Annotated in this window: 23 protein-coding genes and 1 riboswitch; of the genes, 16 read left to right on the top strand and 7 right to left on the bottom strand. The window is 72.9% G+C overall.

The genetic code is table 11. The annotated features are described in order from the left end of the window. The first annotated feature begins 1 nt into the window (after window position 1). Window positions 2-226, top strand: a complete 225-nt coding sequence (locus tag ACFE7H_RS12215) for a DUF3072 domain-containing protein (protein ID WP_375401516.1) — start codon at window positions 2-4, stop codon at window positions 224-226. Window positions 227-279: 53 nt separating this feature from the next. Here ACFE7H_RS12215 and ACFE7H_RS12220 read toward each other — a convergent pair whose 3' ends face one another. After that, the gene (locus ACFE7H_RS12220; RefSeq protein ID WP_375401517.1) at window positions 280-1,260 is read right to left on the bottom strand and encodes a TIGR03557 family F420-dependent LLM class oxidoreductase; all 981 of its coding nucleotides are present in this window, start codon (window positions 1,258-1,260) and stop codon (window positions 280-282) included. Between the two features lie 159 nt (window positions 1,261-1,419). Between ACFE7H_RS12220 and ACFE7H_RS12225 the strand changes: the two genes are divergently transcribed. Then, window positions 1,420-2,325 carry an oxygenase MpaB family protein gene (locus ACFE7H_RS12225; RefSeq protein ID WP_375401518.1) on the top strand — a complete coding sequence of 302 codons (906 nt, stop codon included), beginning with the start codon at window positions 1,420-1,422 and terminating at the stop codon, window positions 2,323-2,325. Window positions 2,326-2,354: 29 nt separating this feature from the next. Here the strand turns inward: ACFE7H_RS12225 and ACFE7H_RS12230 are convergent, their stop codons facing one another. Further along, window positions 2,355-3,371, bottom strand: a complete 1,017-nt coding sequence (locus ACFE7H_RS12230; RefSeq protein ID WP_375401519.1) for a magnesium and cobalt transport protein CorA — start codon at window positions 3,369-3,371, stop codon at window positions 2,355-2,357. A 65-nt stretch (window positions 3,372-3,436) separates the two neighbouring features. Here ACFE7H_RS12230 and ACFE7H_RS12235 point away from each other — a divergent pair, with 65 nt between their 5' ends. The 8 genes from ACFE7H_RS12235 (at window position 3,437) to ACFE7H_RS12270 (ending at window position 12,428) form a co-directional block, all read left to right on the top strand. Then, on the top strand, window positions 3,437-4,528 hold the full coding sequence (locus ACFE7H_RS12235) for a type III polyketide synthase (protein ID WP_375401520.1): 1,092 nt from the start codon (window positions 3,437-3,439) through the stop codon (window positions 4,526-4,528). Beyond that, a complete protein-coding gene (locus ACFE7H_RS12240) occupies window positions 4,525-5,118 on the top strand; it encodes an isoprenylcysteine carboxyl methyltransferase family protein (protein ID WP_375401521.1) in 594 nt (197 codons plus the stop codon). The genes ACFE7H_RS12235 and ACFE7H_RS12240 overlap by 4 nt, the downstream gene beginning before the upstream one ends. 8 nt (window positions 5,119-5,126) lie before the next feature. Next, on the top strand, window positions 5,127-6,203 hold the full coding sequence (locus ACFE7H_RS12245) for an NAD(P)/FAD-dependent oxidoreductase (protein WP_375401522.1): 1,077 nt from the start codon (window positions 5,127-5,129) through the stop codon (window positions 6,201-6,203). Next, the gene (locus ACFE7H_RS12250; protein ID WP_375401523.1) at window positions 6,200-6,715 is read left to right on the top strand and encodes a GNAT family N-acetyltransferase; all 516 of its coding nucleotides are present in this window, start codon (window positions 6,200-6,202) and stop codon (window positions 6,713-6,715) included. Before ACFE7H_RS12245 ends, ACFE7H_RS12250 begins: the two co-directional genes overlap by 4 nt. Before the next feature lie 181 nt (window positions 6,716-6,896). Continuing rightward, window positions 6,897-8,150: a DNA polymerase IV gene (locus ACFE7H_RS12255; RefSeq protein WP_375401524.1), complete on the top strand. Its 1,254-nt coding sequence runs from the start codon at window positions 6,897-6,899 to the stop codon at window positions 8,148-8,150. Window positions 8,151-8,295: 145 nt separating this feature from the next. Beyond that, the gene (locus ACFE7H_RS12260; RefSeq protein ID WP_375401525.1) at window positions 8,296-10,779 is read left to right on the top strand and encodes a hypothetical protein; all 2,484 of its coding nucleotides are present in this window, start codon (window positions 8,296-8,298) and stop codon (window positions 10,777-10,779) included. Between the two features lie 80 nt (window positions 10,780-10,859). Further along, window positions 10,860-11,687: a DUF4397 domain-containing protein gene (locus ACFE7H_RS12265; RefSeq protein ID WP_375401526.1), complete on the top strand. Its 828-nt coding sequence runs from the start codon at window positions 10,860-10,862 to the stop codon at window positions 11,685-11,687. A 102-nt stretch (window positions 11,688-11,789) separates the two neighbouring features. Continuing rightward, window positions 11,790-12,428 (top strand): class F sortase, encoded by a 639-nt coding sequence (locus tag ACFE7H_RS12270; RefSeq protein ID WP_375401527.1) that lies wholly within the window; start codon window positions 11,790-11,792, stop codon window positions 12,426-12,428. Window positions 12,429-12,452: 24 nt separating this feature from the next. Here the strand turns inward: ACFE7H_RS12270 and treZ are convergent, their stop codons facing one another. The 3 genes from treZ to glgX are packed head-to-tail and all read right to left on the bottom strand — an operon-like array spanning window position 12,453 to window position 18,741. Next, entirely contained in the window at window positions 12,453-14,207 is a 1,755-nt protein-coding gene (gene treZ, locus ACFE7H_RS12275) for a malto-oligosyltrehalose trehalohydrolase (protein WP_375401528.1), read from the bottom strand. Further along, window positions 14,204-16,543 carry a malto-oligosyltrehalose synthase gene (gene treY, locus ACFE7H_RS12280; protein WP_375401529.1) on the bottom strand — a complete coding sequence of 780 codons (2,340 nt, stop codon included), beginning with the start codon at window positions 16,541-16,543 and terminating at the stop codon, window positions 14,204-14,206. Before treY ends, treZ begins: the two co-directional genes overlap by 4 nt. Then, window positions 16,540-18,741 carry a glycogen debranching protein GlgX gene (glgX, locus tag ACFE7H_RS12285; RefSeq protein ID WP_375401530.1) on the bottom strand — a complete coding sequence of 734 codons (2,202 nt, stop codon included), beginning with the start codon at window positions 18,739-18,741 and terminating at the stop codon, window positions 16,540-16,542. Before glgX ends, treY begins: the two co-directional genes overlap by 4 nt. Window positions 18,742-18,945: 204 nt before the next feature. Here glgX and ACFE7H_RS12290 point away from each other — a divergent pair, with 204 nt between their 5' ends. Both ACFE7H_RS12290 and ACFE7H_RS12295 read left to right on the top strand, forming a co-directional pair. After that, a complete protein-coding gene (locus tag ACFE7H_RS12290; RefSeq protein WP_375401531.1) occupies window positions 18,946-19,266 on the top strand; it encodes a hypothetical protein in 321 nt (106 codons plus the stop codon). Window positions 19,267-19,309: 43 nt separating this feature from the next. After that, on the top strand, window positions 19,310-20,848 hold the full coding sequence (locus tag ACFE7H_RS12295) for a molybdopterin-dependent oxidoreductase (protein WP_375401532.1): 1,539 nt from the start codon (window positions 19,310-19,312) through the stop codon (window positions 20,846-20,848). A 37-nt stretch (window positions 20,849-20,885) separates the two neighbouring features. Here the strand turns inward: ACFE7H_RS12295 and ACFE7H_RS12300 are convergent, their stop codons facing one another. Beyond that, window positions 20,886-21,797 (bottom strand): LLM class F420-dependent oxidoreductase, encoded by a 912-nt coding sequence (locus tag ACFE7H_RS12300; protein WP_375401533.1) that lies wholly within the window; start codon window positions 21,795-21,797, stop codon window positions 20,886-20,888. 17 nt (window positions 21,798-21,814) lie between these two features. After that, a riboswitch (TPP riboswitch) is annotated at window positions 21,815-21,928 on the top strand. A 147-nt stretch (window positions 21,929-22,075) separates the two neighbouring features. Here ACFE7H_RS12300 and ACFE7H_RS12305 point away from each other — a divergent pair. The 4 genes from ACFE7H_RS12305 to ACFE7H_RS12320 are packed head-to-tail and all read left to right on the top strand — an operon-like array spanning window position 22,076 to window position 25,428. After that, window positions 22,076-22,654, top strand: a complete 579-nt coding sequence (locus ACFE7H_RS12305) for an ECF transporter S component (protein WP_375401534.1) — start codon at window positions 22,076-22,078, stop codon at window positions 22,652-22,654. After that, window positions 22,651-24,087 carry an ABC transporter ATP-binding protein gene (locus ACFE7H_RS12310; RefSeq protein ID WP_375401535.1) on the top strand — a complete coding sequence of 479 codons (1,437 nt, stop codon included), beginning with the start codon at window positions 22,651-22,653 and terminating at the stop codon, window positions 24,085-24,087. Before ACFE7H_RS12305 ends, ACFE7H_RS12310 begins: the two co-directional genes overlap by 4 nt. After that, on the top strand, window positions 24,084-24,851 hold the full coding sequence (locus ACFE7H_RS12315; protein WP_375401536.1) for an energy-coupling factor transporter transmembrane component T family protein: 768 nt from the start codon (window positions 24,084-24,086) through the stop codon (window positions 24,849-24,851). Before ACFE7H_RS12310 ends, ACFE7H_RS12315 begins: the two co-directional genes overlap by 4 nt. A gap of 10 nt (window positions 24,852-24,861) precedes the next feature. Beyond that, on the top strand, window positions 24,862-25,428 hold the full coding sequence (locus ACFE7H_RS12320) for a hypothetical protein (RefSeq protein WP_375401537.1): 567 nt from the start codon (window positions 24,862-24,864) through the stop codon (window positions 25,426-25,428). A gap of 41 nt (window positions 25,429-25,469) precedes the next feature. On the opposite strand, the gene ACFE7H_RS12325 is transcribed toward ACFE7H_RS12320, so the two are convergent. Further along, window positions 25,470-26,693, bottom strand: a complete 1,224-nt coding sequence (locus ACFE7H_RS12325; protein WP_375401538.1) for a hypothetical protein — start codon at window positions 26,691-26,693, stop codon at window positions 25,470-25,472. Between the last annotated feature and the right edge of the window lie 73 nt (window positions 26,694-26,766).

Raw genomic sequence — 26,766 nt, forward strand, 5'->3', positions numbered from 1 at the left:
CATGAGCGATGCAGAGCCCGAGACCCTGGGCGGACCCGAGAAGAACACCACCGAGAAGGACCCCAGCACCTGGGTCACCGGCGACGAGCCGGCGACCGGTGCACAGAAGAGCTATCTGGACACGCTGGCCCGTCAGGCGGGCGAGGAGATCTCGGCCGACCTGACGAAGGCCGAGGCGTCGGAGCACATCGAGCGCCTGCAGGAGAAGACCGGCCGCGGCCAGTAGCCGCGCAGCGTCGGGCGGGGACTACCGGGAGGCGGGAGCGGCCGGCCGCAGGATCAGGCGGCGGCCGCCCGCAGCTTGGCGAGCAGCGGCTCGGCCACCTCGTCCAGGAACTGCTGCTGCAGTACGTCGCCCACCTGCACGATGGCGACGTCGGTGAAGCCGGCCTGGATGTGCGGCAGCACTCCCTGGACGAGTTCGTCCAGGTCGGGCCCGCACGCGATGCTGGCGGCCACATCGTCCTTGCGCACGAACTGACTCGCGGCGGCGAAGCCGTGCGGCGTGGGCAGGTCGGCGTTCACGCCCCAGCCGCCGCCGAACCAGCGGAACTGCTCGTGCGCCAGGTCGATCGCCTGCTGCTTGTCGGGCGCCCAGCAGATCGGCACCTGCCCGATCGACCGCGACGGCGGAGCATCGGCGGGCCGCGCGTCTGCCCAGCCCTCGATCAGTGCCGCCTCGGGATCGGTCGCGATCAGATGGTCGCCGAGCGGCGCGAACCGCTCGATCGACTTGTCGCCCGACACCGCGATGGCGAGCGGTACCCCGCCCTCGGGTACGTCCCACACGTGGGCCGAGTCCACGCGGAAGTAGTCGCCCTGCCAGGTGACCACCTCGCCGGTGTGCAGCGCTCGGATGATCTGCACCGCCTCCTGCAGCATGTCCTGCCGCTGGTCGACCGGGGGCCAACCCTCGCCGACCACGTGCTCGTTCAGGTTCTCACCCGCGCCCAGCCCCAGGATGAACCGGCCGTCGGCCAGCAGCTGCATCGTCGCGGCCTTCTGCGCGACGACGGCCGGGTGGTAGCGGATGGTCGGGCAGGTCACATAGGTCGCGATCTCGACGCGACTGGTCGCGTGCGCCACGGCACCGAGCACCGACCAGGCATACGGGGCGTGGCCCTGCTCTGTCAGCCACGGTGAGTAGTGGTCGCTCGAGACCTCGAAATCGAACCCGGCCTGCTCCGCCCGTACCGCGTACCGCACCAGGTCCTTCGGACCGCTCTGCTCCGTCATCAGCGTGTAGCCGAACCGCGTCATCAGTCGTCCCTTTCGTCGTCGAACAGCGGTTCAGAGTAGGGATACGCGCCTGGCCGTCCGTGTCCCTGCGCTGTGAGCACCGTGGGGAGGTGCTGAAGGACGGCCCTCGCCCGCGTCGCCGGAGCGGGCGCGCACACGCCGGGGCGCACAATGGCCGATATGGCTGTCGTCGATCTGCTCCGCGCCCGCCTGCTCGACGTGCTGTCGGGTCAGCCCTCCGGGACACCGGAGTGGGTGCAGCAGCTGGAATCCGGCGCCGACGAGGGCTATTTTCCGGTCGATTCCGCCGTCTGGGCGGTGCACTGCGACATCGCCACTCTGGTGGCCGGTCCCAGGGCCCTGCTCATGCAGGCGCTGCATCCGGGGGCCATGGCGGGTGTGCACGACTGGTCGCGCTACCGCGAGGATCCGTTCGGCCGGCTGACGGGCACCATCCGCTGGATCACCACGGTCAGCTATGGCGGCACCGAGCAGGCGCGCGGCGCCTCGGCGTGGGTCTCCAAGCTGCACGAGCGGGTGCAGGGCACCTACCCGGCCGCGGACGGAAGGCCGGTGCCCTACTCGGCCAACGATCCCGACCTGCTCACCTGGGTGCACCTGGCGTTCGCCGACTCGTTCCTGCGCACCTACGAGCGGTACGCCGCCCAACCGGTGCCGGGAGGTGCGGATGCGTACGTGCGCGACTGGGCCGTCGCCGGCGAGCTGATGGGTGTGCCGAATCCGCCCCGCTCCGTCGCCGAGCTGGACGGCCAGCTGGACCAGATCTGGGCCAGCGGCATCCTGCGGGCGGACGATCGCGTGGCCGACGCGGTGCGCTTCATCCGCCGCCCGCCCCTGCCGCGCACCCTGAAGGCCACCTACCCGATCCTGTTCAACGGCGCCGTCGCGACGCTGCCGCCGCGGGCCCGCGACCTGCTCGGGCTGCGCGGGGCGGGACCGGCGGGCGTCGCGGCGACCCGCGCCCTGCTGCGATCGACCGCGGCGGTGCTCGGCCCGGCCGCTGCGGAGCAGACCGGCCGCCGGCGGGTGGCGCGCCTGCGCGGCGACCTGGACCGCGCCGCCTGACCACGCGCGCTCGGAGCCAGCCGGTCGATTCAGAGCCAGTCGCGGCGTTTGAACAGCACGTAGAGCAGCACTCCGACGCCGACCATCAGGGTGAGCGCGAAGGGGTACCCCAGTTTCCAGTGCAGCTCGGGCATGTTGTTGAAGTTCATGCCGTAGACCCCGGCGACCAGCGAGGGCGCGAAGCCGATGGCCGCCCACGAGGAGACTCGCTTGACCTGCTCGCCCTGGCGGTAGCTGGCCTCGGTCAGGTTCTGCGTGAACTCGCTCTGGGCCTGCGCCACGAGCGTGGCATGCACCGTGAGCGCGTTCTGCAGCAGGGTGCGGAACGCCTCCACCCTGCTGTTGATCTGGGTGACGTGGTCGAGCACGTCTCGGAAGGCGCGGCGCACCTCGAGCTTGGTCTCGTCCTGCCCCACGTCCTCCCGCACGGTCGTGATCAGCTCGGAGAGCGGAGCGATCGCCCGCTGGAACACGAGCACCTCTCGGGAGAGCTCGTAGATGCGCTTGGACACGAGCGGATCGCCGCCGAACAGCTGATCCTCGATCTCGTCGATGTCGTTCTGCAGGCCGTTCACCACGCCGACGTAGTCGTCCACGACCCGGTCCGCGATCGCATACAGCACGGCGTACGGGCCCGCCGCCAGCAGGGCCGGTTCGCTCTCCAGGCGACGGCGAACCTCGCTGAGGTCGGGCGACTCCGCCTTGCGCACCACGATCACGAAGTCGACGCCGAGGAAGACGTGCACCTCACCGAAGTCGACCCGCTCATCCGCGTCCACGTAGCGGGCGGGGCGGAGCACCACGAACCGCGAGTCGCCGTAGCGCTCGATCTTGGGCCGCTGGTGCCCCTCCGTCGCATCCTCGACCGCCAGGGGATGCAGCCCGAACTCGGTGGCGACGGCCATCAGCTCGTCGGCCGTGGGCCGGTACAGACCCACCCAGGCGAAGCCGTGCCGGTCGCGAGTGAGCTCGAAGGTCTCGGTCAGGTCGCTCGGATCCTGGGTGCGGCGGCCTTCGACGTACACCGCGTTGTCGACGATGGGCATGAGGCCGAATTGTAGGACTGGCTGGTTGCGCGCAGGCGGAGGCGTGCGACGCGTACCGTGGCCGGGTGAGCCGAATCGCCGCCGTCGCCGCGGCCCTGCCGGAGCACGCGTATGCCCAGGCCGATATCACCGAGATGCTGCTGCCGCTCGTGACTCGGGATCCGGGCAAGCAGCGCGTGATGCGCCGGCTGCACTCCAACGCCGGGGTCGACTCCCGGCACCTGGTGCTGCCCCTCGACGAGTACCGGCGAGCGGTCACCTTCGGGCAGACCAACGACCGGTTCGTCGGCGAGGCCACCCGGCTGGCCGCGACCAGCCTGCTGCAGGCCCTCGGTGAGGCCGGCATCGCGCCCGACGAGGTGGACTTCATCGTCTTCACCTCCGTCACCGGCATCTCGGCGCCGTCCGTCGACGCGCTGCTCGTGCCGCTGCTGGGGCTGCGCGACGACGTGAAGCGCGTCCCCATCTTCGGGCTGGGCTGCGTGGCCGGCGCGGCCGGCATCGCGCGGCTGCACGACTATCTGAAGGGCCATCCCGACGAGGTCGCGGTGCTGCTGTCGGTGGAGTTGTGCTCGCTGACCGTGCAGCGCGACGACGACTCGATGGACAATCTGGTTGCGAGCGGCCTGTTCGGCGACGGCGCCGCGGCCGTCGTCATGGTGGGGGATGCACGGGCGGATCGGATGGGCATCGCCGGTCCGAGGGTCGCGGACACCCGCAGCAGGCTGTATGCCGGCAGCCGCGACGTGATCGGGTTCCGCCCGAGCGAGACCGGCTTCCGCGTGATCCTGACCGCCGGAGTCGTCGACGTGATCGACGCGAACTTTCCAGGCGACGTGCGCGGATTCCTCGACCGCAACGAGCTGATCGCCGACGACATCGGCACCTGGATCGCGCACCCCGGCGGCCCGAAGGTGCTCGACGCGTTCGAGCGCGGGCTCGCGCTGCCCGGCCGCGCCCTGGAGCGCAGCCGCCGGTCGATGGCCGCGGTCGGCAACCTCTCCTCCTCCAGCGTGCTGCACGTGCTCGCGGGCGAATTGCACGGTGCGCACGCGGCCGGTGACCACGGGCTGCTGTTCGCCCTGGGCCCCGGTATCAGCGCGGAGTTCGTGCTGCTGGAGTGGGATCGGCCCGTCGCTGCGGCGCTCGCGGCATGATCGCCGCCGGGTCCGCGGCCTGGTCCGTGGCGTTCCTCTGCTACACCGCCCTGCTCGCCGGGACCGCGGCGGAGCGGCTGCTGGAGCTGGTGATCAGTACGCGCAATGCCCGTTGGGCGTTCGCGCAGGGCGGGCGGGAGTACGGCCGCGGCCACTTCCCGCCGATGGTCGTGCTGCACAGCGCGCTGATCGCGGCGTGCTTCGCCGAGCCGCTGCTGACGCGGGCGCCGTTCATCCCGGCGCTCGGGCTGCCTGCGCTGGTGCTGGCGCTCGCCGCCCAGGGGCTGCGCTACTGGTGCATCGGGACGCTCGGCCGGCAGTGGAACACCCGGGTGATCGTCGTGCCGGGGCTGCCGCTCGTCGCGCGCGGCCCCTACCGGTTCCTGCCGCACCCCAATTACGTCGTCGTGGCGCTGGAGGGGCTCGCGCTGCCGCTGGTCTTCACGGGGTGGATCACCGCCATCACGTTCACGGTGCTGAACGCGGTGCTGCTGCTCGGGTTCCGCATCCCGGTGGAGGAGCGCGCGCTCCGCAGTGCTGTCCCGTCCGACGCTGCTCCTGCTGCCGCCGCCTCGTCGGCCGGAGGCTGATCGTGCCCATGTCCGATGTGCCCACGCCCGAGGTGGACGTCGTCATCATCGGCGGCGGGCCGATCGGGCTCGCTACCGCGATCGAGGCGCGCCTCGCCGGCTTGACGGCGGTCGTACTCGAGCGCCGGACCGGTCCCGTCGACAAGGCCTGCGGCGAAGGGCTGATGCCGGCCGCGCTGACCCACCTGGCCCGGCTCGGCGTCGATCCGGCCGGCATGCCGATTGCGGGATTCCGCTACACGGACGGTGTCCGCAGCGCCGAGCACCGCTTCCGCACCGCCGTCGGCCGGGGCGTGCGCCGCACCGTCCTGCACCAGGCGCTCGCGGATCGAGCCGCGGAACTGGGCGTGCAGGTGCGCCGTGCCGTCGCCGTGCCGCCGGTGCAGCAGGCGGGCGGCGTGCGGGTGGGCGACACGACGGCGCGCTACGCGATCGCGGCCGACGGACTGCACTCCGTCACCCGCCGCACCGCCGGCCTCGCGTTGCCGTCCCGCGGCGCGCGACGGTACGGGCTGCGCCGACACTTCGCGGTGGCGCCCTGGAGCGACCTGGTCGAGGTGCACTGGGGACCGAGCAGCGAGGTGTACGTCACCCCCGTCGCTCCGGATCTCGTCGGGGTCGCGGTGCTCGGTGGGCGGGGCTGCGACTTCGATTCCGCCGTGGCCGAGCACCCGGCGCTTGCCGCACGCCTGCGGGACGCGCCGGCGATCAGCGCCCTGCGCGGCGCCGGGCCGCTGCAGCAGCGGGTGCGCAGCCGGACCGCCGGGCGCACCCTGTTGGTCGGCGACGCCGCCGGCTACATCGACGCACTCACCGGGGAGGGCCTGGCGGTCGGGCTGGCCGGCAGCCGGCAGGCCGTCGCCGCGATCGTCCGCGACGATCCCGCCGGCTACGACGCGGCCTGGCGGTCGGCGACCCGCGCCCCGCGCCTGCTCACCTCCGCCGTGCTGACGCTCGCCCTGTCCCCGGCCCGCCGCGCGGTCGTCCCCCTCGCCGCCGCAGTGCCCGGACTCTTCGGCGCCGCCGTCGAGGTGCTCTCGGGGACCGCGTCGCGGCCACGCGGTGCCGCGGTCCCGGCGCGGTGAGCCCGGCCAGCCCGGCCGTCATCGTCCGCCGGACCACGGAAGACGACTGGCAGGGCATGCGCGACCTGCGGTTCCAGATGCTCGCGGACACGCCGCTGGCGTACCTGGAATCGCTCGACGACGCACGGCTGCACGGCGAGGCGCACTGGCGGGCTCAGGCCGCCCGCGGCTCGTCGGAGGAGTCGATCACGGTCGTCGCCGTCGCCGAGGACGGCCGTTTCGTCGGGACGATGGGCGCCTACCTGCCGACACCGGCCGCAGGGCCCACGCTGGTCGCGGTCTATGTGGATCCGGCGTACCGCGGCCGCGGCGCCGGAGTGACGGACCGGCTGCTCGACGCGATCGAGGCCTGGGCCGCGCCGCGGGGCGGCACCCTGACGCTGGAAGTGCACGAGCAGAACGCGCGTGCCCGCGCCGCCTACGAGCACCGGGGCTTCATCGCGACCGGCGCCTTCACTCCCTACGCGCTGAACCCCGTGTTCCGGGACCTGGAGATGATCAAGCAGGTCTGAGCGGCCAGACCGACAGATCTGAACGGGTGCGACACCCGAGCACGACAGCAGGACCGGGTCGCTTCGGCAGGTCTGTGGTCGACCAGCGGCCTGTTTTCAAGACCTGGTCCTGCTGACGGGACGGAGGGGGAGGGCGAGGAGGGGGGACGTCGCTGTCGGCGGCGGCCGGAAGAATGGCGGGGTGGCGGCGAAGGGTGGGCAGGGCGAGCGGCAGGTGTCCGAGCCCGGCGTCGACAGCGCCCGCGCGACCGTGCTGCACGTCGACATGGATGCGTTCTTCGCCAGCGTCGAGCTGCTGGACCATCCCCACCTGGCGGACGTGCCGGTCATCATCGGCCACGACGGCGCCCGCGGCGTGGTGTCCTCGTGCAACTACGCGGCGCGTGCCTTCGGCGTGCGCTCGGCGATGCCGGTCGGGCGCGCCCTGCGGCTCTGCCCGGGGGCGACGGTGCTGCCGCCGCACTACGAGAAGTACCGCCGGGCGTCGGCCCACGTGATGCAACTGTTCCGCGACGTCACGCCGCTGGTCGAGCCGCTGTCCATCGACGAGGCGTTCCTCGATGTGGCCGGCGCCGTACGTCTGTTCGGTCCGCCCGCGCACATCGCGCAGCAACTCCGGCGGCGGGTGCTGGCCGACACCGGTCTCACCTGCTCCGTCGGCGCCGCGTCCACCAAGTTCGTCGCCAAGCTGGCCTCCACCACCGCGAAGCCCGACGGCCTGCTGGTGGTACCGCCCGAGACCGTGCTGCAGTTTCTGCATCCGTTGCCGGTCGGTGCGCTGTGGGGGGTCGGTGCCGCCACCGCGGAGCAGCTGGCGCGTCGCGGGCTGCGCAACGTCGGCGACCTGGCCGACACGCCGCCGGACGTGCTCACCGCGTGGGTCGGTCGGGCGGCGGGCGGCAGGTTGCACGACCTGGCCTGGGGCCGCGACGCCCGCCGGGTCACCACCGCCCGCGCCGAGAAGAGCATCGGACACGAGAACACCTTCGCGACCGACGTGCGCGATCCGGTCGCCCTGCGGCGCGAGCTGCTGGAGCAGGCCGAGCGGGTGGCGGTGCGGTTGCGCGCCGCGGGCCTGCGAGCGCGCACTGTCTCGCTGAAGCTGCGATATGGCGACTTCAGCACCATCACCCGCGCGCACACCCTGGCCGAACCCACCGACACCGCCCGCCGCATCCACGAGGAGACGGTGGCGCTGCTCGCCGCCGTGCCGCTCGCCGGGCGGGCGGTGCGCCTGCTGGGCACCCGAGCGGAGCAGCTGTTGCCCGCCTGGGCCGACCAGGCGGGCCTCTGGAGCGATGAGGAACGCTGGCGGGAGGCGGAGGGAGCGATCGACTCCGCCACCGCTCGCTTCGGCCGCGGCGTCGTCCGGCCGGCGGCCCTGCTGCAGCGGCGGAGCACCGACCGGGAGCGGCTGGTCGACGGAGAGGGCTGAGCTGAATCCACGACCGGCGGTGGCGGGCCGGGCTTCACCCCGGAACAATGGGGCCGCGCGAGGGTGAATCCCCACGGTTCGCGGCGGGAGCGGCACGACGCGCTGATCCTGCTCCGTCGCGGACGCGAGGAGCGAGGAGGTCGCCGTGACGACCGACGACGCTCCGGATCCACCGCGGGATGCTGTGACCGGTGCCGACTCCGGCGACTCGTCCGGGTCCCTGGACTCCATCCGGTTCATCCGCCGGCCACTCGTTGCCGGGCGGCGACGGGCTGCCCCGTCGAACGCCCGCTCCACCGGCCCGATCCGATCGGTCGACGTGCCCCCGGCGCAGGACCCGCCGGTGCCCGCGACCGGCGGGGTTCCCGTGCGAACCGGTCCCGTACCCGGTGTGCCGGTGCAGGCGCGGGTGGCTGGGGTCGACGGCGAGGACGACGATGAGGGCGTCGACGACGTCGTGCCCGGACCGGCCGGTCCACGCCACTCCACGGGGCCGCTCGATATCCCACCCCCACCCCCACCCCCGCCGGCTGCTGCGCCCGCGCCGGAGGAGCGCACGCCGGCGCCGACGACCGGCGAACTCGCGATCGCCCGCGGTCGGCGGCGTGCGCTGTCGCGGCACGCGCGCAGCCGCGCTGTACCGGCCTCCCGACTCGCGCGCTGGTCGGGCCGACGCGGCGCCTGGCTGGTCTCCTTGCTGCCGGCACTCGCGCTGACCGCCGTCGCGCAGTGGTGGAATATCGCGGCAAGCCGGCTGCCGACCGGCGCCGCCCGGTTCGGTTCCGCCGGTGCGTTCGCGGTACTGCAGCCCGGCGCGCTGGCCGGCTACCACTTCTTCGATGACCGCGTCGTGGATGCGCCGCCGCTCGCGTGGCTGCAGACCGGCGTCGTCACATCCGCGTTGGCGGAGGTCGCGGGCGTCTCACCGCTCGTAGCGACCCGGGCGATGCAGCTGATCCTCGCCCTGATCGGCGTGGCGCTCGTCTGGCTGATCGTCCGCCGATCGCCGTCGAGCGCCCTGGCCTCGTTCGCCGCCGCCGCGACGAGCGGTGTCACCCCGATGGCGGTCGCCGTGCACACCGAGCCGTTGCCGATCGGCCTCGCCGTCGTCTGGCTGCTCGGGGCCTGCGCGATCGCCCAGTGCTGTTCCTTCCCGACCGGTACCTCCCCGGCCGGTTCTTCCCCGGTCTCTCCATCCCCGGACGGTCTCCGGTTGGGCCGCGCAGTGGCGGTGGGTGCCTGCACCGCCGTCGCCGTGCTGACCGCGCCGTGGGCCGCGCTCGGTGCGATCGCGCCCCTTCTTCTCCTGGCCCGCTCTGCCGGCGCCCGCTCTGCCGGCTCCCGGCCCGCCGGCTCCCGCACGGCCGCGGCCCGGGCGGTCGCGGCCGGGGTCGTTGCCGCGTTCGTCGTGCTCGCCGCGGCGGTCGCGATCGGCGCCGCGCTGCAGCAGGCGCCGGCGGGAGCAGGATCGACGGACCTCGGCCGGCTCGCCGACGCGGCCTCGGCCCTCGCGCCACCAGCCGCTGTCGGCACTGCTGCGTGGCGCCTCTGGGCGACCGTCGACCCGCTCGGGCTGCTGGTCGGCGCGATCGCGCTGGTCGTGGCCGTGCCGCGGCGGCGCCTGAGCCCCGTCGTCGTCAGCTGCCTTCTTGTCGTCGTCGCGGCGTTCGTGCCCCTCGGTCGCGACGCGGTCACGCCGCCCGTGCTGCTGCTGCCCCTGCTCGCGATCCTGACGGGTGTCGCGGTCGACCGTGCCGTCGTCCTACTCGGCCGACCCGCCCTGGCGGTCAGCGTGATCGGTGCCGGATGGCTGATGGGTATCGTCGCGCTGCTCCTGGTCGCCGCCGTGCAGTGGAGCCTCGGCGTCGGCGGTCTCGCGCAGGCGCCCGGCCGGCCGGCGGAGCGGGTGCGACAGTGGGTGGGCAGGAGCGTGCCCGCCGGCCAGGTCGTACTGGTGGGACTCGCGGTGTGGCCGGACGTCGCCCGCGGTGCTCCTGCGTCGGTGGGCTGGTACGCCGCCGACCCGGCACAGGTAGCCGGTGTGCGCAGCTCGGCACCCTGGACGACCGCGGACTACGTCGTCGCCGATGCGGAGCTGCGCGCACACGCGGCCGGTGTCGCGGCGGCGGTGCTGCGGCGGTCCGTCCCCGTCGTCGCCTTCGGCTCCGGATCGGCCGCCTTGCAGGTGCGCGCCGACCCGTCGACGCTGTCGACGTCTCCCGCGTCGACGGCGTCCAATCAGACCGCGGCGCAGAAGTCGGCGGCCGCCGCGCGGGCCAGGACAGGGGCCGAACTCGCCCGCAATCCCCGGATCGTCCTCCGCGGGCCTGACCGCATGCTGCTGCAGACCGGCCGGGTCGACCAGCGCGTGGTGCTCGTCCTCGGACAGCTGCTGGCGACGCACAGCGTCACCGTTGCCGCATTCCCGGCGGTCGACGGCGACCCGGCCGGCCCGCGACGCCAGGTGCTGATCAGCGGCCTGGACGGTCGGGCCGTTCCAGCCGATGTCCAGCGGACTGGGATAGTACTCAACTACTTGTCGAGCTTGCGCGGCAGCTTCAGCACCTCGACAATCGACGCCACACCCGACGGCGTCCTCGCAACCTTCGACGCCGGCCGATCGCCCTGAACCGCGCGCCGGCTGACGCCGCCCGACAGCAGGCAAGCCCAACCAGCAGTGAGGACACCTCCGTGGCACGCAGAAGCCGAATGATCGCGGCCCTGACGACCGTCGTCGCCGCCGCGGTCCTGGCTGTCGCCCCCGCCGCCGCGGCGAGTGCCACGTCCACGGGGTGGGTGCGGGTCGCGCACCTCTCGCCCGATACGAAGGCCGTCGACATCACCCTCAGCAGCCTGTCCGGAGCCAAGGCGCCGCTGTTCAAGCTGTCGAACGTCGGGTACGGCGCCGTGTCGCAGTACATGAAATTGCAGGAGGGCACCTACGCCCTCGCGATGGTGGCGGCCGGTGCGCCCGCGGGTAGCCCCGCGGTCGTCAGCGGCCAGGTGACCGTCTCCAGCTCGAAGGCCGAGACCGTGGCGGCGATCGGGCTGAACAAGGACCTGACGACCAAGGTCTTCAGCGACGACTTGACGCAGTCCGCCGGCGATGCCGCCCGTATCCGCGTGGTGAACGCCTCCGTCAAGCATTCGACGATCGGTGTCGATGCCGGCTCCACGACCATCGCCGACGGGGTGAGCTTCGGGAATGCGACGGCGTACCGCACCATCGGAGCCGGTACCGCCGAGCTCGACCTCGATGCCTCGTCCACCACGGCCGCGGCGTCGGTACAGTTGCAGCCCGGCACCGTGCACACCGTCTTCGTGCTGGACAACGCCAAGGGCGGCCTGTCGGTCAGCTCGGCGCTCGACAGTTCCGCGACCACGGTCGCCCCGATCGGTTCGGTCGCAACCGGAGCAGGTGCGGTCGGCCGGGCGGATCAGGCGTCGACCACCGTCGTGGCCGGAGGACTCGCGGGTGCGGCCGCGATCGCCGCTCTCGGGCTGTTCCTGCTGCTGCGGCGCCGAGTCGCGGCCTGACCTCCGGTGTCCGTCTCGACCACCCGGCCGCGCGGACGCCACCTCGACCGCGAGGCACCGGCGATAGAGCCCGCCCGCAGCGAGAGGCCCGGTCGGAAGCTGGTGACGAGTGGCATCACGGGGGTGGTGATCGTGATCCTCGTCGCCGCGGTGGTCGTGGTCCGGGTGGCCGCCGATCGCGGGACCACGCATGCGTCGCTGCATTCGCCGGTCGCCGCCGCGCCGATCGCCGGGGTGCGGCTCGCCCGCACCGGGACGACGTCGTTTCAGGACCCGCACCCGTCCGCGGCAGCCGCCTCCGCCGCGACGCCGACGCGGATCACGATCCCGAGCATCGGTGTGGACGCAGGCCTGCAATCGTTGAAGACCGACGTCGCCGGCGTGCTGCAGCCTCCGACGAATTTCACGGACGCCGGCTGGTTCAGCTCCGGTGTCCGGCCCGGCAACATCGGCCCCGCCGTGATCGCCGGCCACTTCGACGCGGTCGTCGGCCCGGCCGTCTTCGACTCGCTGCGACTGCTCCGGCCCGGCGCGCAGATCGATGTCCCCCGATCCGACGGAACGACGGCGCGGTTCAAGGTCACCCGGACGGCACTGGTGAGCGATGCGCTCTTCCCCACTGCGGCCGTCTACGGCCCGACCCCGGATGCACAGTTGCGCCTGATCACCTGCGGCGGCACGTTCAACCGGTCGATCGGCCACTACGACGACAACCTGGTCGTCTTCGCCACGCTGATCTGACGGCGTTCGCCCCCGCTTTCGAGCTCAGCCCAGCACGGCGGCGGTGTCGGGGGGCAGCAGCAGGGACTCGTCGTCGGCGTGCACGGTGTCGTTCGTCGCCAGCAGCAGAGTGCCGACGACCGGCAGGGTCGCGGGGTTGTCGCCCAGGTTCACCGCTACCGTGACGGGGCCGCGTCGCAGCACCAGCCACCCCGCGACCGCGTCGAACTGCACCTCGGTTGCGAGGAAGCTCGGATCGGTGATCGCCGGCAGCTGCCGGCGCAGTGCACCCAGCCGCCGATAGACCCCGAGCAGGCGCGCGTGGTCACCCTGTTCGGTCTCCGCCCAGTCGAGCTTGGAGCGCAGGAACGTCCGGGGGTCCTGCGGGTCGGGGACGACGGAGGGATCCCAGCCCATCGAGGCGAATTCCGCGATGCGGCCCTTCGCGGTCGCCTCGCCCAGCTCCGGCTCGGGATGCGAGGTGAAGAACTGCCATGGGGTGCTCGCGCCCCATTCCTCGCCCATGAAGAGCATCGGCGTGAACGGTGTCAGCAGTGTCAGCACGGCGCCGACGGCGAGCCGGTCGGGGGAGAGGGTCGCCGAGAGCCGGTCCCCGGTCGCCCGGTTGCCGATCTGGTCATGGTCCTGTGCGAACGTCACGAGCCGCGAGGTCGGCATGCTCAGCCGGTCGATCGCGCGCCCGTGGTGCCGCTCACGGAAACTGGAGCGCGTGCCGTCGTGGAAGAACCCGTGGGTCAATACCTTGGCCAGCACGTCGAGGCCTGCGAAGTCGCTGTAGTACCCGGTCGTCTCGCCCGTCAGCGCCACGTGCAGCGCGTGGTGGAAGTCGTCGCTCCACTGCGCGTCCAGCCCGTAGCCATGGGCCTCTCGCGAGGTGATCAGCGCCGGGTCGTTCAGATCCGACTCCGCGATCAGGGTCAGCGGCCGGCGGACGTGCGCCGACAGGGCGGCCACCTCGATCGCCAACTGCTCCAGCAGGTGCACCGCCCGGGTGTCGGTCAGGGCGTGCACGGCGTCCAGGCGCAGGCCGTCGACGTGCAGGTCGCCCAGCCACATCAGGGCGTTGTCCAGGATGTAGCGGCGCACCTCGTCCGACTGCGGCCCGTCCAAGTTGACCGAATCGCCCCAGGTGTTGCCGCCCTGCTCCGACAGGTAGGGCCCGAACTGCGGCAGGTAGTTGCCCGAGGCACCCAGGTGGTTGTAGACGACGTCCTGGATCACGGCCAGCCCGCGGGCATGGCAGGCGTCGACGAAGCGCTGGTAGGCGATCGGACCCCCGTACGTCTCCTGCACCGCGTACCAGAGCACGCCGTCGTAGCCCCAGTTGTGCGTTCCGTTGAACGCGTTGACCGGCAGCACCTCCACGTGGGTGACACCGAGCCCGACCAGGTGGTCGAGGCGTTCGACGGCGGAGTCGAGGGTGCCGTCGGGGGTGAAGGTGCCGATGTGCAGTTCGTAGATCAGTCCGCCCGCCAGCGGCCGGCCGGTCCAGGCCGCGTCCTGCCAGTCGTAATCGGCCGGTTCGAACCGCTGCGACGACGTGTGCACGCCGTCGGGCTGGCGGCGCGAGCGGGGATCTGGGATGGGCGTGTCCGCGTCGTCCAGCAGGTAGCCGTAGCGCGCATCCGGTGCCACGTCGGGCAGCTCGCCGGGCGCCGGCGACCACCAGCCGTCCTCCGCACGGACCAGCTCGGTGGTCGTCTCCCCGCTCACCACCCGCACCCGGGCCGGCTTGGGCGCCCACACTGCGAACGGATGCCGGGTCACGGCGTGCGTCATGGTTTTCCCCCTTCTTCCACCAGCAGGGCCACCGGATAGCGCTCCAGCAGCCGCGTCAGCGGGATCGTGCCACCCTGATACGGCGTTCCGGTCAGCACGTCCACGACGGGCGAGCTGCCGATCTCGATCACGGTGTCGGCCCAGCCGCCGTGCTCGGCGAGCGAGATCGGCAGTCGCGTCGCCACGGCGATCGCGCCGCCGCGGTCGAACGCGACGGCGTGGTCGGCGGCCGGACCGCGGGCGAAGAGCGGTGTGTAGCCGGTGAACAGTTCGGGTCGATCGCGGCGCAGGCGCAGCGTCCGCGCGGTGACGAGCAGCTTGGCGGCTCCGGTCGCATCGATCGGCGGCAGGGCGCCGGCGTTCACCTGCGCCAGCAGCGCGCGCCGCACGGCGAAGTCGACACTCCGGCGGTTGTCGGGGTCGACGAGCGAGGTCTCCCACAGCTCGCTGCCCTGGTAGACGTCGGGCACGCCCGGCCCGGCAAGCTGCAGCAGCTTCGCCGCGAGTCCGTTGGACCAGCCGGCGGCGGCGAGGCTGGTCGCCACGCGCTGCACGATGGCCGCGACCCGCTCGTCGTCGTACGCGGCGTCGACTGCGGCGTGCAGGCGGTCCTCGAAGGCGGTGTCCGGCGCCGTCCACGTGGTCGAGACACCAGCCTCGCGCGAGGCCTTCTCGGCGTACGCGTGCAGGCGCTCCCGCTCGATCGGCCAGGCGCCGACCGCTGCCTGCCAGAGCAGATTCGAGAAGGTGCCGTCGCCGATCGGGACGATGTCCTCCAGCGCGTCGACCGTCTCGGCCCACTCCTCCGGCACCTCCGCCAGGGCGTCGATGCGGGCGCGCACGTCCTCGCCCCGCTTGGTGTCGTGGGTCGACAGCGTGGTCATCGACAGCGGCCAGCGGTCCTGGCGGCGCGCCTGGCGCTCGTGGAACCGCGTCAGGTCGATCGCGAACTCGGCCGGATCCGCGCCGACCTCGGTCAGGCTGGTCAGCGGGCTGTAGCGGTAGAAGGCGTTGTCCTCCACGCCCTTCGCCATGATCATCCCCGAGGTCTGCTGGAACCGCTGCGCCGCCGGATCCGCGGCATCGCCGAGCAGGGGGACCAGTTCGTCGAGCACGGCGATGAGGTCGGGTCGGTGCTGTCGCGCGAGGGCCGCCGCTTCGGCGAGCCGGTCGGCGCCCTGCGGCAGGTAGCTGCGGTACACCGGGAAGCAGGCCAGCAGCTCGGCAACCCCGTCGGCCAGCAGACCGGGGTCGGTCGCGGTCTCCCAGGCGCCGGTCCGCACGATGCGCAGCACCTCGGAGTGCAGGATGCCGTCGGCGACCGCGCGCTTCGTGTCGTGGATCAGCGCGTGCCAGTCGACGTGCCCGCCGTGCAGCCGGTCGGCCAGCGCGGCCAGCGGGCCTTCGCCGGCGGGGTCGATCAGCACGCGGTCGAACTCGCCGAGCGCGTCGTACCCCGTCGTGCCGGCCGTGGCCCAGCCGTCCGGCGGCAGCTCGTCGCCCTCCAGGATCTTCTCCACGAGGACGTAGGCGCCGCCAGTCGCCTCCGCCAGCCGATCGAGGTACGCGCCGGGGTCGAGCAGCCCGTCGGGATGGTCGATGCGCAGGCCGTCGGCCAGGCCCTGCTCGATCCAGGAGCGGATCGTCGCATGGCTCGCGTCGAACACCTCGGGCAGCTCGACGCGAATGGCGGCGAGGGTGTTCACTGCGAAGAATCGCCGGTAGTTCAGCTCCGCGTCCGCGCGACGCCACGACACCAGCTCGTAGTGCTGCGCGGCGTGCACCTGCTGCGGCGTCGCGCCCGCCGGTGCGGTGCCGGGAGCGATCGGGTACCGGTTGTCGTAGTAGGCGAGCTGTGGGACCACGGCCCCATCCGGACCGGGGACTTGCTCGACGGTCAGCGCTGCGAGGTCCTCGTCGCCGTCGCCCAGCACGGGGATGCGCAGCTTGCCGCCGCCGAAGTCCCAGTCGATGTCGAACGCCGCAGCGTGGTGCGACTCGCGGCCGAACTGCAGCACGTCCCACCACCAGGGATTCGTGGACGGTGTGGCGACGCCCACGTGGTTGGGCACCACGTCGATCAGCACGCCGAGCCCGGCCGCGCGCAGGGCGGCGGACGCCTCGACCAGCCCTGCATCGCCGCCGCGGGCGGGATCGATGCGGTCGTGCCGGATCACGTCGTACCCGTGGTCGGATCCCGCCTCCGCCTCGAGTAGCGGCGACAGGTACGCCCAGTCGGCCCCGAGGTCGGCCAGGTAGTCCGCCAGTCGGGCCACTGAATGCAGGTCGAACGCCTCGCGCACCTGGATGCGGTAGGTCGACATCGGAGTCTTCATCGGGTCGTGGGTGCCGACTGGCCGGTGGTCGCCTGGGTGCCGGCCAGCACCGCCAGCGATGCGGCGACGGAGTGATCCGGCTCCGCCTCGGTCTCGTGGTGCTGGCGCAGTACGACCAGCGACCGGCCCTCGACCGCCAGCAGATTGCCGGCCCGCACCGGCTTGCGGTCTGCCGCCTTGCCGGCGGTGTCGACCACCACGTCCCACGCGACGCCGAACGACTTGGGGGGCAGTTTGAAGCGCACCACGTCGTCGGCGGCACTGAAGTAGAGCAGGAAGTCGACATCCGTGACCTCTTCGCCACGGCTGTCTCGCTCCTTGATGCCCTCGCCGTTCAGGAACACGCCCACCGCACGGCCGAACGCGCTGCCCCAGTCGTCCGGACGCATCTCGGTGCCGTCGGGACGCAGCCAGATGATGTCCGCCTTCGGCGCCCCCTCGTCGCGGTCGGTCGGTCGGCCGTCGAAGAAGCGGCCTCGGCGGAAGGTGGGATGCTCCTTGCGCAGGCGCGCCACCGCGGCGGTGAACTCGATCAGCGGCTCGTCCGCCTGATCCCAGTGCACCCAGCTGATCTCGCTGTCCTGGGCGTAGGAGTTGTTGTTGCCGCCCTGGGTGCGGCCCAGTTCGTCGCCGTGCAGGATCATCGGCACACCCTGGCTCAGCAGCAGGGTGGCGATGAAATTGCGCTGCTGCTTGGCCCGCAGGGTCAGTACCTGCGGATCGTCCGTGTCGCCCTCGACTCCGGAGTTCCAGGAGCGGTTGGTCGACTCGCCGTCGTTGCCGCCCTCCCCGTTCGCATCGTTGTGCTTCTCGTTGTACGACACCAGGTCGCGGATCGTGAAGCCGTCGTGCGCCGTGACGAAGTTGATGGAGGCGACCGGGCGCCGGCCGTCGTTCTCGTACAGGTCGGCGGAGCCGGTCAGCCGCGAAGCGAACTCGCCGAGCGTGGAGGGCTCCCCGCGCCAGAAGTCGCGCACCGTGTCGCGGTACTTGCCGTTCCACTCCGTCCACTGCGGAGGGAAGTTGCCCACCTGGTAGCCGCCAGGACCCACGTCCCAGGGCTCGGCGATCAGCTTCACCTGGCTGACGATCGGGTCCTGCTGCACCAGCTCGAAGAAGGTGGACAGCCGGTCGACCTCGTAGAACTCGCGGGCGAGCGTCGCGGCCAGGTCGAAGCGGAAGCCGTCTACGTGCATCTCGGTCACCCAGTAGCGCAGCGAGTCCATGATCAGCTGCAGCGCGTGCGGATGCCGCACGTTCAGCGAGTTGCCGGTGCCGGTGTAGTCCATGTAGTAGCGCTGGTCGTCCTCGACCAGGCGGTAGTAGGCCGCGTTGTCGATGCCCCGGAACGACAGGGTCGGCCCCATGTGGTTGCCCTCGGCGGTGTGGTTGTAGACCACGTCCAGGATCACCTCGATGCCGGCGGTGTGCAGCGAGCGCACCATCGACTTGAACTCCTGCACCTGCTGGCCGCGTTGGCCGGTCGCGGCGTACTCGTTGTGGGGCGCGAAGAAGCCGATCGTGTTGTAGCCCCAGTAGTTGCGCAGCCCCTTGTCGAGCAGGGTCGAGTCCTGCACGAACTGGTGCACGGGCATCAATTCGATCGCGGTGACGCCCAGCTTCTGCAGGTGGTCGATCACGACCGGGTGGCCGATCGCGGCGTAGGTGCCGCGCTCCACCTCGGGGATACCGGGGTGCAGCTCGGTGAGGCCCTTCACGTGCGCCTCGTAGATGACGGTCTCGCGGTACGGCGTGCGGGGGATGCGGTCGCCGGACCAGTCGAAGAACGGGTTGACGACCACCGAGAGCTGCACGTGACCCGCGGAGTCCTGATCGTTCGTGGAGTCGGGGTCGCCGAACGTGTAGGAGAACAGGGACTGGTCCCAGTCGAAGTCGCCGGCCGTCGCTTTGGCGTAGGGGTCCATCAGCAGCTTGTTCGGGTTGCAGCGCACGCCCGATGTGGGGTCGTAGGGGCCGTGCACGCGGTAGCCGTACTGCTGGCCGGGCTGGATCTGCGGCAGGTAGCAGTGCCAGACGTACGCGTCGACGTCGATGAGGTCGATGCGTGTCTCGGTCCCGTCGTCGTCGAACAGGCAGAGCTCCACCTTGTCGGCGACCTCGGAGAAGAGGGCGAAGTTGGTGCCGCTGCCGTCGAAGGTCGCCCCGAGCGGATACGGGGTACCGGGCCAGGTCTGCATGTGGGCTCCTTGTGTCGGCTCCTCGTGAACAGCCGACCGCTCACCGTACTGGGACGATGCCGAGCGCCCGCCGGGGACGGCAGGTGCACCCCACACCACGTGCGTCTGCCCGGATCCGCGACATACGACCACGGGCACGCATGCGCAGATGTCGCGGATGAGGGCAGAGGGGCGGCGGTCGGGTGGCGGGGCTAGGTTCCTGCCATGACCTCGCTTCCGCAGCAACTGGCCGAGTCCATCAAGTCGTTCGGCGTGCACGCCGTCTACGGCGAACCGCTCGATGTGGAGGGCACCACCGTCGTGCCCGTCGCGCTGCTCGCCTACGGCTTCGGCGGCGGCAGCAGCGACAACGGCGACGAGGGCGGCGGCGGTGGCGGCTACACCCTGCCGATCGGCGCCTACATCGGCGACAGCCTGGGCGTGCGGTTCCAGCCCAACAGTGTCGCCCTGCTCGCGGTCGGTATCCCGTTCGTCTGGGTCGCCGGCGAGGCGTTGTCCCGCGTCATCCGCGCGCTCAAGAAGTAGCCGCGCGGAGTCCCTCCGCACCGGGCGCGCGTACGCTCGGTCGGTGCAGCGACAGAGTCGGCCGAGTCGGCGGGATGCGCGACCGGTTGCAGCCGGAGTCGCCGCGGCCGCCGCCGCCCTCGGTGCCGGCGAACTCACCGCGGCCGTGCTGCACCCGAGTGCCAGCCCGCTGCTCGCGGTCGGCTCCCTCGTCATCGATCTGACGCCCGGGTGGCTGAAGAACGCGGTCATCGAGTCGTTCGGCAGCGGTGACAAGGCCGTGCTGCTGACCCTGCTGGGGGTGCTGCTGCTCGTGGCCGCTGCGGCGGCGGGAGTGCTGGAAGTCCGTCGGCCGCCGGCGGGTCGGTGGGTGGTCGTCGTCTTCGGCGTCGTGGCGGCCGGCGCTGCCGCAACCCGCACCGGCAACAGCGCGGTCGATGTCGCGCCGTCACTGACGGTGCTGGCGCTCGGCTGGCTGCTGCTCGGTGTGCTCACCCGAGGTGCGCGGATCGCCGGGCGGGCGCCGTCCGGTGCGCGGTCGCGGCGCGGCTTCGTGATCGTCGCGGGCACGATCGCGCTGGCGGGCGGCCTCGCGGCCCTGGGTGCGGATGCGGTCACGGCCTCGACCCGCAGGGCGGCCGCCGCCGTCGCCCGCATCCGGCTGCCGCGGCCGGTGCGGCCGCTGCCACCCGTGCCGGCGGCCGCCACGCTGTCCGTGCCCGGTCTCGCACCGCTCGTCACTCCGAACGCCGACTTCTACCGGGTCGACATCGCCCTGGCGCCACCGGCGATCGATCCCGACTCGTGGGCGCTGGAGATCACCGGGATGGTGGCCCGCCCGATCCGGGTGCGGTACCGCGAGCTGCTCGCCCTGCCGATGGTCGAGCACCGCACCACGCTGCTCTGCGTCTCCAACGAGGTGGGCGGCGACCTGGTCGGCACCGCCGCCTGGCTCGGCGTGCCGCTGCGCGACCTGCTCGCGCGGGCGGCGCCCCGCGCAGGTGCGGACATGGTGCTCTCCTCGGGGGCGGACGGCTTCACCGCCAGCACGCCGCTGTCGGTGCTGACCGACGCGCGGATCGCGGTGCTGGCGGTCGGCATGAACGGCCACGTCCTGCCGCAGGTGCACGGCTTCCCGGCGCGGATGGTGGTGCCGGGTTTGTACGGGTACGTCTCGGCGACCAAGTGGCTGACCCGGCTGCAGGTGACGCGGTTCGACCGGGCGACCGCGTACTGGACCGACCGCGGCTACACGGCGAAGGCGCCCGTCAAGCTCTCCAGCCGCATCGACGTGCCGGCGTCCGGCCGCACAGTGCCCGCCGGTCCGGTGGTGGCCGCCGGGGTCGCGTGGGCACCCCACATCGGCATCCGTCGCGTGCAGGTGCAGGTGGACGGCGACCCGTGGCGGGACGCCGTGCTGGCCGAGGCGCTCTCGCTCGACACCTGGCGCCAGTGGTCGTTCCGCTGGATCGCCGCACCCGGCAGCCACACCCTGCGCGTGCGGGCGACGGATGCGACGGGCCTGCTGCAGACCTCGCGCGTGGTCGGAGTGGTGCCGAACGGCGCGACCGGTCTGCACACCGTGCAGGTGACGGCGGCGTGACCGCCCGGGTCTCCGGTCCTGATCCGAGCCATGTCGCTCAGTCGAGCAGCTCGGCCAGCAGCTCCAGGTGGTCCAGGTCGGCCATGTCGAACACCTGCAGGTAGACCCGGTCGATGCCGAGTTCGGCATACTTCGCGATGCGCTCCCGCGCCTCGTCGACGGAGCCGCCCAACGCCCCCGCCCGGTGCGCATCGGGCTCGACGCCGTCATGGTCCGCGCGCTGTCGGTACTGCGCCTCGGTGCGCCCCAGGATCGTGTGCTGCGCCGTGGAGAACTTGATCGTCCCAGGATCGCGTCCGATCGCGGCGGCGGCGGCCCGCACCCGGTCGATCGCGGCGGCCAACTCGTCCTCGGAGCCGAAGTTCGCGTTGTACTCGGTCGCGTAGGCGGCGGCGATCGCCGGCGTGCGGCGCGGTCCCATCCCGCCGACGATCACCGGAATGCGTTCCTGCACCGACTTCGGCAGCGCGGGGGAGTCGGTCAGCGTGAAGAACTCGCCCGCGAACGAGAAGCGCTCGCCGACCGGCGTGCCCCAGAGGCCGGTCACCACCTGCAGCGCCTCCTCGAGCAGCCCGAACCGCTTGGCCGGAAACGGTATGCCGTACGCGGCATGTTCGGCCCCGTACCAGCCGGTGCCGAGTCCCAGCTCCGCTCGCCCGCCGCTCATCGCGTCGACCTGCGCCACCTGGATCGCCAGCAGGCCGGGCACGCGGTAGGTGACGCTGGAGACCAGCGTGCCGAGCCGGACCCTGCTCGTCTCCCGCGCCAGCCCCGCCAGCGTCGTCCACGCATCCGTCGGACCGGGCAGGCCGTCCGCGCCGTGCATCGCGAGGTAGTGGTCGCTGCGGAACCAGCCGGTGAACTCCAGCCGCTCGGTCGCCTGCGCGTGACGCAGCTGGGTGTCGTAGGAGGCGCCCTGCTGGGGCTCGGTGAAGATGCACAGTTCCACGCGAGCCAGCGTAGGCTCGCGGCTGACACGGGAGTCCGGTGAGCCGGGCTGAGAGGAAGCTGCTCCAAGCTTCGACCGAGCGAACCTGATCCGGATCATGCCGGCGCAAGGGACGTCGCCTTCTCGCTCCCGTGCCCTTCCGGATCAGGGATCTGCAATGGGCAGATCTGCAATGGGCAGAGAGGGCACGTTCCATGACCGCATCCACATCCCGCGGGCCTGCTTCCGCGGGGCCCGCACCGTCCGGCGGGCGCCGGCCACGAACCCGGCGCTGGCGGGTGGTGGACATCGTCGTGGCGGCGGTGCTCGCCGTCGCCTGCTCGTTCGTCTTCCTCGTGTGGAACGTCGCCTACGCCGGGCCGAGCAACGCGCTGACCCCGCTGCTGCCCGGGGTGCAGGGCCTGGTCAACGGCCCATGGTTCATCGCCGGCCCGCTGGTCGCACTCGTGATCCGCAAGCCCGGAGCGGCGCTGTTCGGCGAGCTCGTCGCGGCCGTCATCTCGGCGCTGGTGGGCAATCAGTGGGGACCCACGGTCATCATCTCCGGACTCGTGCAGGGACTCGGGGCGGAGCTGCTCTTCGCGGTCTTCGCGTACCGGGTCTGGACCTGGTGGACCGCCCTGCTCGCGGGCGCGCTGGCCGGCGTCGGCGCCTCCGTCTACGACCTCGGGCTCATCCCGGGCCTCGCCGGCTCGTACGCGGGGTCGAGCCCGGCGTTCGAGGGCGTCTACCTCGTCTCGCAGGCGATCTCGGGTGCGGTGCTCGCGGGGCTGCTCGCGTGGCTCGTGGTGCGGGCGCTCGCGGCGACCGGCGCGCTTGCGCGGTTCCCCGTGGGACGGGCGCGCACCGCGCGATGACCGCCGCCGCGCTGACGGCGCGCGGCTGGGGCTGGCAGCACGCGGGCCGCTCGGCCTGGGCCCTGCGTGACCTCGACTTGGGCGTCGAACCGGGGGAGCGGGTGCTGCTGCTCGGCGCCTCCGGGGCCGGCAAGTCGACACTCCTCCGCGCGTTCGCCGGCGTGCTCGGCGACGACGAGGGCGAGGACGCAGGGATGCTCCTGGTCGACGGCCTGGACGCCCGATCGGCCCGCGGCCGGGTCGGGCTGGTGCAGCAGGCGCCCGACGCCAACATCGTGCTCGAACGGGTCGGCGACGATGTCGCCTTCGGCTGCGAGAACCTGCGCGTCCCGGCTGACCAGATCCCCGGCCGCGTCGCGGGCGCGCTCGACGCCGTCGGGCTGCGGGTGCCGCTCGACCGGTCGACCGGCGCGCTCTCCGGCGGGCAGCAGCAACGCCTGGCCCTGGCCGGAGTGCTCGCGATGCAGCCCGGCGCGATGCTGCTCGACGAGCCGACCGCCAACCTCGATCCCGCCGGAGTGATGGAGGTGCGCGAAGCCGTGCTCGCCGCAGTCCGCGCGACCGGGATGACGCTCGTGGTCGTCGAGCACCGGGTGGCAGCCTGGCGCGACGTCGTGGACCGCATCGTCGTGCTCGAGCCGGGCGGCGGGGTGCTGGCCGAGGGGTCGCCGGCCGCGGTGCTCGACGGCCGTGGGACGGCGCTCGCCGCCGCCGGCATCTGGATCCCGGGCCTGGTGCCGCGCTCGCCGGCCGCGCCGATCGGAGCAGGCGAGACCCTGCTCACCGCGGCCGATCTCGCGGTCGGCCGCGACGGTGCCGCCGTCCGCTCTGGCATCGTCGCCGCGGTGCAGGGCGGCGCGGCGCTCGCGGTGACCGGCCCCAACGGCTCCGGCAAGTCGACCTTCGCGCTGACCGCGGCCGGGCTGCTGCCGCCTGTCGCGGGCGAGGTGCGCGCGTCGCATGCTCTTGCAGATCGACTCGGCCCGAACCCGCTCCGCTGGCGGTCCCGGGAGCTGCTGCCCCGCATCGGCTTCGTGTTCCAGCAGCCGGAGCACGAGTTCCTCACCGCGTCCGTGGGGGCCGAGCTCGCGGTCGGGCCGAGGGCGCTGCGGCTGCCCGAGGCGCAGGTGCGCCGCCGTGTGGACGAGCTGCTCGCGCGGCTGCGGCTGGATGCCCTCGCCGACTCGAACCCCTTCACCCTCTCCGGCGGGGAGCAGCGCCGGCTGTCGGTGGCGACCGCGCTCGCGACCGCGCCGCGCGTGCTCGTCGTCGACGAGCCGACGTTCGGGCAGGACGCGCTCACCTGGGCATCGCTCGTGGACCTCGTCCGCGACCTGCTGGCCGAGGGGAGGGCCGTCATGGCGGTCACCCACGACGAGGACTTCGCCGCGGCGCTCGGGGCACAGCACCTGCACTTCGCGGTCGCCGCGTGACCGCCGCGCTCGACCGCGTCAACCCCGTCGTCCGGCTGCTCGCCGCCCTCGCCTTCGCCGTGATCCTCGTGATCAGCGTCGACGTGGTCTCGGCCGGGACCGCGCTCCTGCTCGGGGCCGTCCTGCTCACGATCGCCGGGGTCCGGCCACGTGCCCTCGGGATCCGCATCGTGCCGCTGCTGCTCGCCGCGCCGCTGGCCGCGCTGACGATCGCCCTGTACGGCGCGCCGAGCGGAGCCGTGCTCGCCGAGTGGGGATTCGTCCACGTGACGGCGGGGTCGCTCGCCCTCGCTGCGGCGACGTTCCTGCGCATCCTCGCGATCGGCGTCTGCGGCGTCGGCCTGCTCGCCGGCATCGACGCGACCCGGCTCGCGGACGGCCTGGCGCAGGTGCTGCACCTTCCCTCCCGCTTCGTGCTCGGCGCGCTCGCGGCCTTCCGGCTGTTCGGGCTGCTCGGCGAGGACTGGCGGGCACTCGCGCTCGCCCGGCGCGCGCGCGGTGTCGCGGACCGGGGCCGGCTCCGCCGCTTCGCCGGGCAGGCCTTCGCCCTGCTGGTGCTGTCCGTGCGCCGGGGCGGAGTGCTGGCGACGGCGATGGAGGCTCGCGGGTTCGGCGGCCCGGGCGGTCGGACCTGGGCGAGGCCCTCGGTGCTCGGGTTGCCGGACCTGGTGCTCGTCGTCGTCACCGCGGGCGTGCTCGGCGTCGCGATCGCCGCGGCGGTCGCGCTCGGCACGTGGAATCCGGGCGGGGTCGCCGGTGTCTGACGCGCTGCCGATGCGAACCGAGCTCGTCCTGCCGTCTCGGGCGGCCCTGCTGGCGGCCCTCCGGCCCCAACTGACCGGTCCGGCGTGGACGCTGCTGATCGACGGCGGCTCCGGCAGTGGCAAGACGACGCTGGCCGCCTGGCTCGCGCCCCGGTTGCAGGCCGAGGTCCTGGCGATGGAGGTGCTCTACCCCGGGTGGAGCGGACTGGCCGCCGCCGCCGACCTGCTCGCGACCCGCGTGCTCCCCGCCCGAGCCGCCGGTCGGGTCGTGGCCTGGCGCGAGTGGGATTGGGCGGCTCGGGCACCGGGTCGCCCGGTGCTGCTGCACCCCGGTCGCCCCCTGATCGTGGAGGGCTGCGGAGCGCTCACTCCCCGCAGCCGACCGTTCGCGACCGTCGCGCTGCTGCTGCAGGTGGACGACGGGCTCCGCGCCCGCCGCGCCGAGCGGCGCGACCCGCACACCCGTCAGGGACGCCTTGCGGCCTGGCGCGACGACGAGCGGCGCGTGCAGGCCCGCCGGCCTCCGGTCGCCGATCTGCTGCTGCGGGGCGGCGTGGCCTCGGTGGGCATCGACTGAGTGCATGTCCCCTCGATGGAGGTCCCCTCAGTGCATATCGCTCAGCGGACGGCGCCCATGAAGCGGGGGACGAGTTGCGCCGGATGGGTGATCCGCCAGAGCAGATCGGGCCCGGTCAGGGTCGACGCCAGCACCAGGGGAACCCGGTCGCGGCCGGACGGTGACCTCAGCGTCACGATCCCGCTCCGCGTCCCGGCCGTCGCTGCCGCCGTGATGGGTGCCGACACCGTCGAGGTCACCGAGCCCGGCCGCAGCGCGAACGCGCTGACGGCGGTCGTCGTCACGGCATCGGCCGATCCGCCCCACGCCGTCGTCAGCCGCAGTGCCGGCGTCCTCGCCGGCAGCACCGTGCCGTGCAGCCGATCCGCGGAGGCGGCGAAGGCGCGCAGGTCTGCTGCCAGCGTCGCCCAGTCCGGTTCGCCGAGCAGCGCCACCGCGACCGTGCGGCGCGCGCCGGACACCGTGCCGTGCCAGAGCGCGACGGCGCAGACGCCGCCCGCGTCGCTGTAGCTGCGCGTCAGCATCGTCATGTCGCCTGAGTCGGCCAATGCGATGTCGTCGGTGACCGCCAGGTCGTGCACGGTGTGGAAGGAGCCGCGGCCGGTCAGCGCACTGAGCGCGGGGTCCGCTGCGGCCAGCACCCCGATCCTCGCGACGTCTGCCGCGCTGCCGACGTCCCCGTCGTTCAGCCCGGTGGGGTCGAGCACCCGCACCGAGCGCAGGCCGTGGCGCTGCAGCCAGCTGCGGGCCGCGGTCAGGTACCCGTCGGGGGAGCCGAAGGCCCAGGAGGCGAGCATCACGGCGGTGTCGTTGCTCGACGCGACGACGGTGGCGGCGATCGCGTCCGACTCCGTCCAGGTGTCGCCGATCAGCAGCGGCTGCGTGCGCTGGCCGAGCGTCGCCTCCGACCGGTGGTAGGCGACGTCGTCCGCCGTCACCGGGATGATCGGACCGCTGCGGCCGGGGGTCAGCGGCCGGGCGCCCAGCACCGTCAGCACGGTGACGAGCTTGGCGACCGCGACCAGCGGCACGGCCGTCGTCGAGCCCGCGAGCATCGGACGCTCGTCCCCGGTGGCCGCCGCGGCGGCACCACGGCTCGGCAGGGCCGGGGCGGGCTGCTCGACCCGGAGCGGCAGGGCCAGGGCCGCGACCGTGGCATCCGGCGGCGGAGCCAGCACCGACGCGGCGATCACGACCGCGAGCGCGACGACGAGCAGGCCGAGCAGCGTGCTGCCGACCGTCCGCAGTGCGCTCCGCCTACTCACGCCCGCCTCTTCACGCTCGCCTCTTCACGCCTGCCTGCTCGATCCGGCCTGCTCACGCCCCGCGCGCCCCCGC

The organism is uncultured Amnibacterium sp., from assembly GCF_964250715.1.
Classification (GTDB): Bacteria; Actinomycetota; Actinomycetes; order Actinomycetales; family Microbacteriaceae; genus Amnibacterium.